The sequence below is a fragment of the Kaistia sp. SLG-1 genome, from assembly GCF_059699055.1.
This window is the reverse complement of record NZ_AP048544.1, coordinates 3879916-3892482: the sequence shown is the minus strand read 5'-3', so window position 1 is coordinate 3892482 and position 12567 is coordinate 3879916. Positions and strand designations below refer to the sequence as shown.

Sequence of the window (12567 nt, the reverse complement as noted above, 5' to 3'; positions counted from 1 at the left end):
TCGTTCAGACTTTCGGGGACGGAAGACTTGCCAGGCCTTGCACCGCCCGTGTGACGATCTCCACCAGTTTTCCCAAGCCGCCCTCGGCCACCATCGTCAGGGTGAGGATCTTCTCGAGAGCCTCCGCCTGCACGGACAGAGGAAGCATGGCAGCCTTGTCGGCATGCTTCGGTGCTCCCATGCCGCAGGCGATCGTCAGCGACGCCAGCGGCACGAAGTCCTCAACCATGCCGAGGGCGATCTCGTTCACATCGCCGGACAGCTCGCCCGAAATCGCCTTCACATAGAGCGCCGCCACCGCGGACTGGTGATGGCGGACGATGTAGGTGATGTCTGCGAGCCCAAGGCCACGCACCTCGAGCGACTGACCGTTGAAGTCCACGGTGTCGCTCGGGATGATCAGCGTCTCCAACTGATTCATGAGGCGCGCTCCTTAGGCTGTCGGTCGGCCGTCACGGTACGCGAGCGCGAGATTGCCCTTCTTGAGCACGCTGATCGACAGCGGCATCGTCTGGAACTCGGTCGACTCGGGATCGTTCACGAGGGCGAAGTCGCCGTTCGGGGCGATCCGCGCGCGGGGGATCGTGATATCCGCCTGCTGTCCCAGAGCGTTGTACGAGATGAACTTCAACTCACCCTCGATCTGCGTGTCGCCGGCGATGATCTGTTCACGGGACGAGGCGGCCACGTCGTAGGTGGCCTTCAGCGCCTTGCCGATCGCCGCACTTCCCGGCGGGATACTGATCAGACCCAGTTCGGCATCCAGCTCGTAGTCAGTGCCGAGCACAAAAGTGGCTGGGGAACCGGCTGTGCCGTTGGTCGCCACCAGGTTCGTCACATTCCGCGCGCCGGTCGGGTTTGCATTCGTGCGCCCCAACTGGAACGTGTCGCCAGCGGCGACCTTGGCGAACGTCTCGGTAAGATCCTGCTGCGCCGTGACCGTCAGCGTAGCCACATCGCCCATGAACCAATAGGCGACGTTCTCGGACTTGAGGTCGTCGGTGGTGACCGAGCCGTTCAACGTCGCCTCGATGGGAATCTCCTCGTCGAGAGTCCGCATGCCGGCCTGAGACGAATAATGCGAGAGCTTTTCCGACTCGCGCTGCAGCGTGAACTCCGGGCAGTTGCCGAACTCGCGAAGCGGGCCCGGCGTCTGGCTGCCGGGCAGGTACTTCGCGAAGTAGGCCTTGCCGCGCGGAATGGTGAGATTGCGAGACTGGAAGTCCATGAAAAGTCACTCCGTTATCATCTTGTCACTTATATAGTGCTTTTGTGTCACGCGAAAGGCTTCTCAAGATCCTCGACGAGGGTCAGCGTCACGGGCACGAGGAAGTAGGCGACCGAGGAGACATCGTCGTCCGGCGGCCGATGAATCGGCTGGCCGATAGAGAGGGCGCCGACACAAGGTGACGTGCCGCCCATACCGAGCAGGTTGAAACGCTCGCGCTTCCCCTCGACCATGGCTTTGATCACCTCGGCGGAGAGCCTGTAGGCAGCGTCGAGCGGATGGTTTCGGTCCTCAGGCACGAAGCCTTGGATCAGGAGCCGAAGCTGATTGTTTGCTGCGGCCGATCCTGCCGGTCCGTTGGTCCCTTCGTTCGCCCGAATGTCCTCGAGCACGGCGACCATGGGGAGAGGATCATTGTCGCCGAAGAGCGTGCGGCCGCGGAATACCTTCTCCGCCGGCCGCCCAGCCTCATCGGTGTAGTCGCCCAGGTCGTTCTGATAGCCGTTGGCAGGGCTGATCTTCTTGAGGTGGGCGCAGACGGCCTTGAGTACCCGCAGGCGGAAGGGATCGGTCATTGTTCCAGCAGTTCCAGTTGGCGGTTGAACTCCGACTGCAGGAAGTCGAGCATCTCGGGAGTCATCTCTTCGAAGATGCCGCCATCGCCGGAGGCTGCGCTGAGCGCTTGATCGACGGAGGGGCCGTAGAGCAGCCAAAGGTTCTTTCCGATCGACCGCGGGCGATACGCCTTGTGTGGTGCTGCGCCGTCGGTGCGCATGGCCAGGCCGATGTTGTTGCTCTTCAGCCGGATGAGGAAGGCACGCTTCAGCGACTTGGTGTTGCCAGGCGCGACGGTAACGTTGACGGGCCCGCTCGGCCGGCGGGCGCCCGGTGCACGCGGCTTCTGTTTCGTGAAGCGTGCCAGCGATGTCGGCGCACCGCGCCCCTCGATCGTCGTGATGAAGGCCCCTCGGCGCGCGCGCGTCTTCACCCACAGCCGCTTGTTTGCGGGGGAGACATAGGAGGCGGGAAAAGCTACCTGATCGCGCGCGGCGCGGGCTGCCTTGGTACGACCTCTGTCAGCCGTGCGATTCAGAGCGCGCGTCAGCGCGATCTCGACGGTATTGGTGATCTTCTCGCCGATCGCCACCTTGTCGAATTCGACGACAATCATCGTGGCACTCATGACAGGATACCCTCGAAAGCGGGATCGTCCGTATCGGAGGCGCCGAGCAGTACTTCCAGGTCAGCTTTGGAAACGTCGGTGACTTCGACCCAGTGAAAGCCCTCTCGCAGGGGTTTGCTGGGGCCGGTCAAATAGGCTTCGTCGTTTCCGAAGATGACGTAGGACCGTGGCAGGACGGCCGGAACCTCCGACTGGCGGAATATGATGCGGCTCGTCAGATCCAGCATCGCGGCGCCATTCGCCCAATCCGCACCCTCGTTGGCGGACTGGATCTGCTTCAGGTGAAGGCGAACGTTGACGCGAATGGGAGACCCGGCGGCGTGGGTCAGATAGACCGCCGGGATCTCGAAGGTCCGGTGGATATCACCGAGAGCCTTCCGCTTCTTTTCGCGCCATCCGCCCATCAGACGAGGTCGTCGTTCTTGGCGACGTCGGGGTCGGTGTCGGCCGTGGCGGCCGGCGCCTCGGCAGCCGGCTTGCGGCCGCGGGGCTTCGGCTTCTCGGGCGCCGGCTCGCCCGTATCGCCGTCATCGCTGGTCTCCGGCTCGGCCGGGTTCACCAGACGATAGAGGGCCACTTCCTCTTCGGTCGGCAGGCGGGCGGCCTCGAAGGCGAGCAGCTGCTTGCCGTCCTTCGCGTCGAACTCGTAGACGCGGCCGGCCGCGAGCGACTCGTCGCCGCGCAGGATGGTGTGAAGGGCATACAGGAGGGTCATGTGATCGTTCTCCAAGGGGTGGAGAGGGGCGCCGAAGCGCCCCTCAGGATCAGTTGGGCGCGACCACGTTCGCGAGCAGCGTCGCGTTCGGATTCACCGGGACATAGAGCGGCGCCGACTTGTGGGTGATGTATTCGACCTCGACATCACCGGTCGTGACCCAGTTCTTCGGGAAGATCGGAAGAGCTTCCCAGTTGGCGGCCCGGTCGATGATGCGGCCGTAGGCGCGGGTGCCGCCGACGGCTTCCGCGGTCGACTTGAAGAGAATCTGGTGGTTGGCGATGTAGCGCGTCGCCACCCCGCTCTTCGGATCGACGAAGGTCGAGTTGTCGACCCACAACTCGATCGACTGGCCCGAGCCGCCGCCGACCTGCATTTCGCCAACCTTGAACACCGGATCACCCGTCACCAGGCCGCGCTCGAAGGTGATGTTGCCGCCCTTGATGTTGAGGTCGAGATGCTGCTTGAACTCGGGATCCTTCCGGATCACGGCCCAGACGCCGCCGCCCATGGTTGCACGCACCGGCACGCCGCCGAACTCGGCAGTCGACATGGTGTCGATGACGCGCTGGAAGAAGTCGACGATCGACACGCCGGAGGCGCCGAAGTAGTTGCCGGAGGTCAGGCTGATCGTATGGCCGGGGGCCCGGCGGAAATCGACCAGGGTCGTCGGGTACTTCTCGCCCGTGAGCGTGATCTTGCCGTCGCGAAGAGCCGTGGCAGCCATCCAGTTCCAACGCCGGTGAATGGCGCGGACGTGGCTCTCGGTCATCGCAGCCCGGATCAGCGTCAGGCGCTGCGCCGGCGACAGCTGAACCGGCATCTGGCTCATGTTGCTGTCGATACCGACGCGGCGGCGAAGCGGCATCAGCGGATCGATCTGATCCTCGAGCTTGATGTAGGCCGGCTTGAAGCGGAAAGCCGTGCCGGTGTCTTCGTAGACCGACTCGCCGCGAGCGAGCGGCATGACGAAGGGGGCGAGCTTGCGACCCTGGATCGGCATCTTCTCGAAGTCGATGTACTCGTCCTCGGAGCGCATCTCATAGGGGAACCACTGCTCCCAATAGAGCGGGTCGGGCTTGATATCGCGGAACACGCCCAGGAAGCGGTTCGTATCCCACAGTTCGAGATTCTGAGAGGCAGCGGGCATCGCCGTTGATCCTTTCCGTTAGGCGCGCTTGGCGACGATGATGTTGGTGGGGGTCGGCGAGCCGCGGAACGCGGCCTGCTTCTTGGCGTCCGTGTCGAACGAGGCGTCCCAAACCAGGGCGTCCTGGTTGAAGCAGCCCGTGTACCAGACCGGCCCGTTGACAGCGGCTGCCGGGCTGGCACCGCGCGAGACCGCGTGGGCAAGCACACCGATTGCCTTGATGTCGCCGTCGGCGGGGACCAGCTCGCCGGCGGCGCTCAGGCCGAGGACGGTGAACTGCTTGTAGTTCGCACCGAACGGAATCGGGAACGAATAGGCCGGCGCCAGCTCGGGATGAGAGCCGGCCAGCAGGTAGTTCTGGAGGTAGGTATCCAGTTCCTGGAAGGCGGCGCGGCCGGGATCGGCATACGGAGGCGTGATGTTCGTCATGATCGGTTACTCCTTGCTGCCCTTGAAGCCGGAGAGGCCGTACGCCTGGATCAGAGCGCGGTCCTGATCGGCGGCGCTGACCTCGGGATCGGTCTCCTCGCCGGCGGTGATGTTCGGATTCTGCGTGTTGTCCATCGCGGCGCCGAGCATGCCGGCGGGCGCGCCGGCGCCATTCGGGGCAGCGGCCGTGGCCGGCGCTTCCTTGTCGAGCGTGGCGAGGAAGGCGTTGGCTTCGTCCGCCGACATCGAGGTCTTCAGGGCGGCGTTCAGCGCCGCCTTCGGGCGCTCCTTGCCGACGTCGGAGCCGATGATCGCATTGATGCGGCCGATGGCGTTCGTGGCGCCTTCGGTCAGTCCTTCGGTCCTGCCTTCGGCCTTGCCGGCAGCGGTTGCCGCGGCCACGCCTTCGTCGTATTGGGCCTGAGTGAAATCGGCCATCTGTGGATCTCCTTCGTGGAAACTGGCCTCAAAGGCCGTGATCGCGTCGTCCAGAGCGCCGATCGCGTCGGCGAGCCCGTTGTCGAGCGCTTCTTGCGCCATGAACGTGTGAGCGTCGGTCGCATCGACCGCCTCGGGGCTCATGCCGCGGTTTCGCGCCACCATGGCGACGAACTGGGTGTGGAACTCATCGACGCGCGCCTGAGCGCGGGCGCGGGCGCCTTCCGAGAGCGGCTCGAGGGAGTTCATCTCCATCTTGTCGCGCTTCGAGCGGATGAGGTTGACCGTGACGCCATCGGCATCGAGGGAGCGGGAGACTTCGAAGTGCGTGATGACCACGCCGATCGAGCCGACGCCGCCGGTGCGCGCGACGGTGAGATGGCCGGGCGCAGCGGCGATATTGTAGGCCGCCGAGTAGGCGTGCTCCGCAGCGAACGCTCGCATCGGCTTCTTCGAGCGGACCGCGAAAATGCGATCGACCAGATCGAAGTTGCCGGAGACCAGGCCGCCGCCGGAATTGATGATGAATGCGATGCCTTTGACCGCGGAGTCATCGACGCCGCGCTTGACCGCCTGCCAGATGTATTCGTAGCCAGTTGCCCAGCCGCCGATCGCATAGGGGAAGTCGTTCAGCAGAACGCCCTTCACGGGGATCTGCAGCACGCCGTTCTTGACGACATACGGCCGATAGGCCGACATCCAATGGTCCTCGTCGAACCAGAAGTCGCCGCTAGCCGCCGCTTCCTTCTCGACGGCTTCGATGCGATCGGCAACAGCTGCAAGGCAGCCCTGAAGCCAACCGCCGTAGCTCTCATCGATCAGGACCGGCTGATCCTGGATGCGCGCGAGAAGGGGATTCATGCGTCACCTCCCTCGCGCGGCGACGCCGTCAGCGAGTTTTCCATGTCCTTGGAGTCCTGGTCGTAGATCGAGGGGTTGCCGTAGTAGCTGTCGAGGCGCCGCTCGCGGTTGATCTGCCGGGCCACCTTGCGGTAGTCGCCGCCGGTCATCCGGGCGATCTCGTATTCCTTGGTCGAGAGCCCGCCCTTGATGCGAAGGAGCGCTGCCTGCGTCTCCTTCAGCGGATCGATCTGGCCGATCGCTGCGCCAACCCACTCGCAGGCGCTGTAGGCTTCGGCGTTGAGACCGTCATAGAAGGCCGGGACGCGGCGCCGCTTCAGGCATTCGAGTTGGTTGTAGTTGACGGCTTCCTCGAGCCAGAGCCGATACAGGAAGGTGGCGGTGGCGTCGGCGACAGCCTTCTTCTCCGCCTGCATCGTCTTCCACGTTTCACCCATCGAGGCGCGAGCCGACGAGTAGTTCGTCTGGGTGAAGTCGCGAGCGAACTGCTCATAGGAGATGCCCAGGGCCGCCGCGATGTAGCGGAGGAGGCTCTGCTCGAATTTGTCGCCGACCGGGCCATTGGCACCGGGATTCTGGATCTTGAGGTGGGTGCCGGGTGCAAAGATCGGGATCTTCGCGCCGTCCATATGCAGATTGTTGGCACCGCTGGCATATGCGCCGATGGCCGCCAGGTACTCTGCCATCCACTTCGTTGTCGGATTTCCGTCCGAGCCGGCAGCGCCGAGCGCCGTGGCCACGTCTTCGGGGATTTCCGACTCGATCGAAGCAGCGTAGGTCGCCGCGACGACCGCGCGCTCCAGCTCGGTTTTGCGGAAGTGCTTGGTCATCCGCATTTCGCTGAGTGCCGTGACCATGTCGGCCACGCCGCGCGACTGGTCGGCCCGATGCTGCTCAAACAGGTGCAGGATCATGGGCCGTCCCCACGGCTTGCGAGCGGGGACGCGGCGCCACTGCTGTGCCTTCAGGTCGCTGTAGTCGAAGAACGGGCCTTCGCTCGGATGCGAATTGCGAATGTGATAGGCCGTCGGCGCTCCATAGCGATCGCGCTCGACGCCATTGCGGATCCGCGTCGCCGGCAGCATGGCGAGGTCGGGCGGCGTCGACAGGCGTGCGGCGTCGATCATCTGAAGCGCGACCCGGTAGGGGCGCCCGTCGTCAGGCATCCATTCAGCGGAGCCCAGCACCTCTCCGCCGGCGGCATGGATGCCAACGGCGAGACGCACCATCGAGGTGAGATTGTTCCGGCGCGCAGCGTCAACCCAGTTCAGCGGGCTCTCGGCCCAGAGCGTGAACTTGGTCTCGACCTCCTCCTGGAATTCCTCCTCCCAGGTCTCATCTTCCTTGCCGAAGAGGATCTTCGTCTCCGGTTTGGCGTTCAGCTGAAACCGGGCCCCGACGATGGAGTCCTTCTTGGTTCGGATGCCGCCGGCCACGAAGGCATCGTTTCGGACCGTGTCGCCGACGCGAGCGTCGAGACGGTCTTTCTCGGGCAGAAGGTCGGCGTCAGCCGAACGCAGGGGAGGGTTCCAGCGCGCCAAGCGGTCGGAGCGTTGCGAGCCGTCGTAGGCAACGCCGCCCGCTGCCACCGCCGGGACAGCGGGCGGCTGCCCTGCAAGCACCGCCGGGGAGACACCGGCGTCGGGTGCAAGCAGATCTGTCAGATCGTAAGGGTTCAGCCCCATACCGGCCTCAGCGGCTGGCGAGATGCTGCCGAAGTCCCGGCGATCTGTGCCTCGAGCGTCTTGATGTAGGCCAGCAGGCGCGACGCATTCGCGGCGGTGTACCGCACGCTCTCACCGTTGGAGTCGCGCACTTCCACGGGCAGGCCGCCGATCACCAGCTGGTGATGCGCTGCACGCGCCTCCTCCAAAAGTTCAGCAGTCGTCGCCATCGATCTTCCTGCAAAAGCCTGAGGTTGATCGATATGAGGATTTCGCTATTTTTTCAAGTTAAAAGTGTAATTCACATAAATAGTGAATATTAAGCCAAGCTTTTGCCCAGTGCCGCGAAGTCATTTGTCGAACTGTTCTTGGGGGTGACGGCGATCTCGTCTCCCGAAACGAATTCATTCTCGTCCCACTCGGCCGCCCAAATCGGCGGATCCCCAAAATCGAGGCTGTCGAGGTTGAAGGTCACGTATGGCACAGTCTGCTCATACGGCCGGATGGCCATGCCGAGCGCATAGTAGGCAAGGTCGAACGACTCATTCCGGCGCTTGCGCGGGTTGAACCATCCCTTCTCGGTGCGGATCTCGGTCGTCATCTGATTGTAGAACCAGGGCGGCATCCAGTCGGGATAGCGCAACATGCCGCCGACCTTTGAGTCTTCTCCTTCGTCCTCGACGCGCCGTGCCATCATGACGGACACCCGATCCTTCATGAGGTTCGAGTTGAACAGGATGACGGGGACGTCGCCCTTGGCAACGGCGAGTTTCCCTTTCTGCTTGGAGTCCGGCCAACTCGTATAGGCATGCGGAGCGGTCTTGGAGGCCTCTCCCTTCAGGACACAGAAGCGGCGGTGCAAGCCGTCGCCGGCCTTCCGGAGGCGGCGCCAGAAGTTGTAGGCGTGCCCGGTGACGCCCTCGGCGCCGCCCGAGTCGCAGCCCGTGGCGCGGATGCCCATCTCGCGACCGGAGCCGTCGGCGAGGGGATAGGTGCGAACCATCACCTCGTCGCGCAGAACATCCCAATCCTCACCGAAAGCAGCGGGGTCGAGGGGGAGCCGCTCGCCGGCCGCATTGAGGCGCAGGGAGAGCCGGAGCTTGAAGCCGTCGATCACGATCATGTCGCCGCCCGCGGTGAAGCCGTGGACCTGCACAACGAATGCCCGCTTTTGGACGTCGGCAGTGGCGATCAGGAAGCGCACGCCGTGGGGCACGCTGGGCGTCTCTTCGGTGGAGCCCCAGTCCTCGGCCGCATTCTTGAGATCCTCAGGCACGCGCTCAGACAGGCGGGACTGAGGAATGTAGTAGCTGCCCTGGTCGGTCGTGACCGTCTTCCGAAGCGGGGCATCGTCGCCCGTCTCCTCGAGAGCCTTCATCGCCCGCAGGTATTTCTCGACCAGCTGGCCCCAGTCCTGGTAGGCAGCCGCCGGCCCCTTCATCCAGAAGGAGGCGATCGTTGAGCGTGCGGCCCGCATGCCGTTTCGCTCTACGATGCGGTTGTTGGGCAGCCAGATCATGCCGTCCTTCACCCAGCGTCCAACGGAGTTCAACTCTTCCTTTTCGCTCGGCTCTAGGGCACCGCCGCAAAGGGGGCAGGCCATATAGGTCGTTTCGCGGGACTCCATGATGTCCGCTGAATCGGCGTAGCGCAGAAGCTTGAAATCAGGCTCGAAGCTCTCCTTGCAGAACAGACAGCGCCAATACAGGCGTCGCCGATCACCGCGATTGTAGAGTTCGAAGATACCGCGGATCGGTGGCGCCTCATGTGGCGTTTTGGGCGACCACTTGGGATCCTGGATTTCTTTGGCCGGATTCGGTGAGGCTTCGGCTACCGTCATGCCGAAGCGCTTGAAGGTGGTGGTGCGCATCTGCGCCAAGTCGAAGGGATTGCCTTCGCCGTCGACATTGTCGGGCATGCGCTCGTAGTCGATCAGCCAAGTGCGCGGGACCGTGATGCCGGAGAGATTGCTCGACGTCGGATAGGTGAGCAGGAAGCGCATCCCCGAGTCGAACTCTTTGTCGAAGGTGTTGTCGTCCTTGCGGTTGGTGAGCTGGTGCTTGCGGACTTCGGTCGACGCCTGCAAGTAGCGCTCGAGATCGCCCTTCGACCACTTGCGAGCGTTTTCCCGGTCCATGTGCACGAAGAGCATGTCGGCCGGATCGGTCATCACCGTGTGCGTGAGCCAACCGAGACTCATCATCGTCTTGCCGGTCCTCGCCGGCCCAATGAAGACGAGCCCCTGATAGTCGAGGCTCGTCAGCTCGTTCATCGGCTCGACGAGGTATGGGGTTTTCTTCGGGGACCATTGCGTGCTGTGGCCCCCGCCGGTGCCGATCCGCATGAATTTTTCCGACGCCTCGGACACGCTCATGCGTTCCTGCGTCTGAAGGCTCTCGAAGGCTTTCGCGACGATCTCTTCGACCGACTGGAACGGCGCCTGGCCAATCAGCTCATCGACCGATGGCGGCCGCATGCGCGCGGTCATTCCTCTCCCCCGGTCGGGCGGAGGTCGGTGCCGATCAGTTCGTTTGCGATCTCGCGCGAATGGGCGTTGGTCTGGTGCTCGCGCGGAAACTCTTCGAGCTTCTCACGGATCTGCGCGTTCATGTCGTTCACGCGATCGACGAGGAAATTGTACTGCTGATCGGTGAGCATGTGGCGACCGGGCATATCCTCGATCCACATCTTGCTCTCGTTGCGGATCAGCAGCGAGACGCGCGCGAGAGTCATCAGCACATCGGCGTCATGCCAGAGCTGGCCGGCGGCCGTCAGCGCGCGGATGCGGGCGTTTGTCATCTCCCAGTAGGCTTTGGAGACGATCGGCGGCAGGGACGCCTGGTTCTGCTGTGCCAGCCAGTCTTCGATGTTGCCCTGCGGCGGGATCAGATATGCCATCCCGGTCAGGAAGTCGTAGAGCGGCTGCTGCTTGCCGCCGTGCGTGATCCACGAGTCGACAGGGCACTTCTCGAGCCGCTTCTGAATCTGCTTCGGCTGAACGCCCAGGATATTCGAGAAGAAGGTCACGCCAACCGGGCGACGAAACTCCGTGTAGTGCGGCAGCTTCTGGGCCATCGCAGCTTCGAGCTTCGCTGCGGCTTCCTCTTTCGTCGGCCGGCCACGTTTCGGGCGCGGCGGTTCGATTGGTTCAGGCGCCAGCAGGTCGGCCAGATCAGGCGGCATTCGCCACCTGCTGTACCCACTGCTCGATTTCGCCGGCCCGCCAGGCGGCTACCTTGTGGGAGATCCGGATCTGCTTGGGGAAGGTGCCCTTGCTCACCCGCCGATAGATCTCGGGCTTTGAGAGCGAGGTTATCTCGCAGACCTGCGGCAACCGCAGGAGGCGTTCGGTTTGCATGTTGATCTCCTATTCCGGAGATCAACATAATCACTTTTAATGTGACAATCAAGCAATTACGATGTGTCAATCCAGCAGGTTCGACAGATCCAATTCCGGCCGTCTCGGCTTGGCGGGCGCGATTTGCCCGGCTTTTGCCAAGAGGAAGTTGCTGTACCAGTCCATCATCCGTGTGCGCTCGTCGAGGTATAGCGCAGCATTGTAGGCGTCTCGAACTTCATCCTCCGGAACGTGCGCAAGCTGGCGCTCGATCGCATCCCAGCGCCATAGTTGCGACTCGTTGAGAGCTGTGCTCGCAACGGTCCGGAATCCATGGACTGTCGCTCGCTTATGGTAGCCCATCCGGTAGAGAGCAAAGAGGAGGGTGTTTTCCGAGACCGGTTGACCGGGAACGTCGCCCGGCAACACCCACTCGCTCCCGCCGCCGGCATCTTTCAGTCGATCGAGCAGGCCTCGGACGTAGGGGGAAAGAGGGACCAAGTGCTCCTTCTTCATCTTCATGCGTTCTTCGGGAATGCGCCAAGTATCGCCGCCGAACTCATCCCACTTCGCGAAGCGGATCTCCTGCGTCCTCACAAAGATATGTGCCACCAGCTCGAGGCCTAGGGCGGTGACCTCCTCTCCGTCATAGTTGCGGAGATTGACAAAGAAGCCTGGAAGATCGCCTTCCTTGAGAGCGTTGCGATGTTTCGTCCGGCGCCCGGTCTTCATTGCCTTCTTCAGGGGGGACGCCGGGTCACTCGTCGCAAGCGAGGAGGCCACCGCATACTGGAAGATCGCCGAAACGTGCTGACGCAGCCGTTTCGCCATCTCGAGCGCTCCGCGGTCCTCGACCTTCCGCAGAACCGTCAACACCTCGGCAGGCGAGATCTTGGCGACATCCTTGTCGCCGAGTTCCGGCAACACGTCGTCCGACAAGCGGGACCAGACGCGATCGGAGTAGCTTGGAACCCAGCCGGCCTTCCGCGCATCGAACCATTCCTTGGTCACGCCCTTGAATGTCCGCTCCTCGGCGACTTCCTGGGCGGCGCTCGGATCGACCCCGTTTGCCAGCAGATCCTTCGCCTCGTCCCGGAGCCGCCGAGCCTCGGCCAAGCCGATCGCCGGATAGGCGCCGAGGGCGCGAGTCTTCTGCTTGCCTGCGAACGCGTAGTTCAGTCGCCAGAGCTTTGAGCCGTTCGGGCGCACTAGGAGATACAGCCTTCCGGAGTCACCCAGCTTGTATTCTTTGTCCCGCGGCTTCGCGTTTCGACAAGCCAGATCGTTCAGCGCCATGGTGCCCTCCGTGTGGTATCAAAAGCCCGGTACCACGGATCGTACCACAACGAAAGACGAGCTTCATGGAGACGCATGGAGACGCATAGAGACCCAGAATGCAGAGAAAGCTTAGGTTTCTCTCGGTTCTGGAGACCTATGGAGACGCATGGAGACCTATGGACTGGGGTAGTTGGTGGGCCCACCAGGACTCGAACCTGGAACCAGACCGTTATGAGCGGTCGGCTCTAACCATTGAGCTATAGGCCCCCGACGGCATGCGCCGC

Annotated in this window: 15 protein-coding genes and 1 tRNA gene; all 16 read right to left on the bottom strand. The window is 63.3% G+C overall.

Annotation, left to right across the window (positions count from 1 at the left end; translation table 11 throughout):
- Positions 1 to 4: 4 nt before the first annotated feature.
- Positions 5 to 421 carry a phage pre-tape measure protein gene (locus AC6HZP_RS17855; RefSeq protein WP_497523921.1) on the bottom strand — a complete coding sequence of 139 codons (417 nt, stop codon included), beginning with the start codon at positions 419 to 421 and terminating at the stop codon, positions 5 to 7.
- 12 nt (positions 422 to 433) lie between these two features.
- Positions 434 to 1228 carry a phage tail tube protein gene (locus tag AC6HZP_RS17850; RefSeq protein ID WP_497523920.1) on the bottom strand — a complete coding sequence of 265 codons (795 nt, stop codon included), beginning with the start codon at positions 1226 to 1228 and terminating at the stop codon, positions 434 to 436.
- Positions 1229 to 1275: 47 nt separating this feature from the next.
- The gene (locus AC6HZP_RS17845) at positions 1276 to 1803 is read right to left on the bottom strand and encodes a hypothetical protein (RefSeq protein ID WP_497523919.1); all 528 of its coding nucleotides are present in this window, start codon (positions 1801 to 1803) and stop codon (positions 1276 to 1278) included.
- Positions 1800 to 2411: a hypothetical protein gene (locus AC6HZP_RS17840; RefSeq protein ID WP_497523918.1), complete on the bottom strand. Its 612-nt coding sequence runs from the start codon at positions 2409 to 2411 to the stop codon at positions 1800 to 1802. The genes AC6HZP_RS17845 and AC6HZP_RS17840 overlap by 4 nt, the downstream gene beginning before the upstream one ends.
- Positions 2408 to 2815 carry a hypothetical protein gene (locus tag AC6HZP_RS17835; protein ID WP_497523917.1) on the bottom strand — a complete coding sequence of 136 codons (408 nt, stop codon included), beginning with the start codon at positions 2813 to 2815 and terminating at the stop codon, positions 2408 to 2410. The genes AC6HZP_RS17840 and AC6HZP_RS17835 overlap by 4 nt, the downstream gene beginning before the upstream one ends.
- Positions 2815 to 3126 (bottom strand): hypothetical protein, encoded by a 312-nt coding sequence (locus AC6HZP_RS17830; RefSeq protein ID WP_497523916.1) that lies wholly within the window; start codon positions 3124 to 3126, stop codon positions 2815 to 2817. The genes AC6HZP_RS17835 and AC6HZP_RS17830 overlap by 1 nt, the downstream gene beginning before the upstream one ends.
- Before the next feature lie 49 nt (positions 3127 to 3175).
- Entirely contained in the window at positions 3176 to 4276 is a 1101-nt protein-coding gene (locus AC6HZP_RS17825; protein ID WP_497523915.1) for a major capsid protein, read from the bottom strand.
- An 18-nt stretch (positions 4277 to 4294) separates the two neighbouring features.
- Positions 4295 to 4705 carry a head decoration protein gene (locus AC6HZP_RS17820; protein ID WP_497523914.1) on the bottom strand — a complete coding sequence of 137 codons (411 nt, stop codon included), beginning with the start codon at positions 4703 to 4705 and terminating at the stop codon, positions 4295 to 4297.
- Between the two features lie 6 nt (positions 4706 to 4711).
- Entirely contained in the window at positions 4712 to 6004 is a 1293-nt protein-coding gene (locus AC6HZP_RS17815) for a S49 family peptidase (RefSeq protein ID WP_497523913.1), read from the bottom strand.
- Positions 6001 to 7689 carry a phage portal protein gene (locus AC6HZP_RS17810; RefSeq protein ID WP_497523912.1) on the bottom strand — a complete coding sequence of 563 codons (1689 nt, stop codon included), beginning with the start codon at positions 7687 to 7689 and terminating at the stop codon, positions 6001 to 6003. Before AC6HZP_RS17810 ends, AC6HZP_RS17815 begins: the two co-directional genes overlap by 4 nt.
- Positions 7680 to 7898, bottom strand: coding sequence for a gpW family head-tail joining protein (gene gpW / locus AC6HZP_RS17805; RefSeq protein WP_497523911.1), 219 nt, complete (start codon positions 7896 to 7898; stop codon positions 7680 to 7682). The genes AC6HZP_RS17810 and gpW overlap by 10 nt, the downstream gene beginning before the upstream one ends.
- A gap of 89 nt (positions 7899 to 7987) precedes the next feature.
- Positions 7988 to 10156 carry a terminase gpA endonuclease subunit gene (locus AC6HZP_RS17800; RefSeq protein WP_497523910.1) on the bottom strand — a complete coding sequence of 723 codons (2169 nt, stop codon included), beginning with the start codon at positions 10154 to 10156 and terminating at the stop codon, positions 7988 to 7990.
- Complete coding sequence (locus AC6HZP_RS17795; protein ID WP_497523909.1) at positions 10153 to 10851, bottom strand: DUF1441 family protein; 699 nt, start codon at positions 10849 to 10851, stop codon at positions 10153 to 10155. The genes AC6HZP_RS17800 and AC6HZP_RS17795 overlap by 4 nt, the downstream gene beginning before the upstream one ends.
- Positions 10841 to 11026: a helix-turn-helix transcriptional regulator gene (locus AC6HZP_RS17790; protein WP_497523908.1), complete on the bottom strand. Its 186-nt coding sequence runs from the start codon at positions 11024 to 11026 to the stop codon at positions 10841 to 10843. The genes AC6HZP_RS17795 and AC6HZP_RS17790 overlap by 11 nt, the downstream gene beginning before the upstream one ends.
- Positions 11027 to 11092: 66 nt before the next feature.
- On the bottom strand, positions 11093 to 12301 hold the full coding sequence (locus tag AC6HZP_RS17785) for a tyrosine-type recombinase/integrase (protein WP_497523907.1): 1209 nt from the start codon (positions 12299 to 12301) through the stop codon (positions 11093 to 11095).
- A 173-nt stretch (positions 12302 to 12474) separates the two neighbouring features.
- Positions 12475 to 12550, bottom strand: a tRNA-Ile gene (locus AC6HZP_RS17780).
- Between the last annotated feature and the right edge of the window lie 17 nt (positions 12551 to 12567).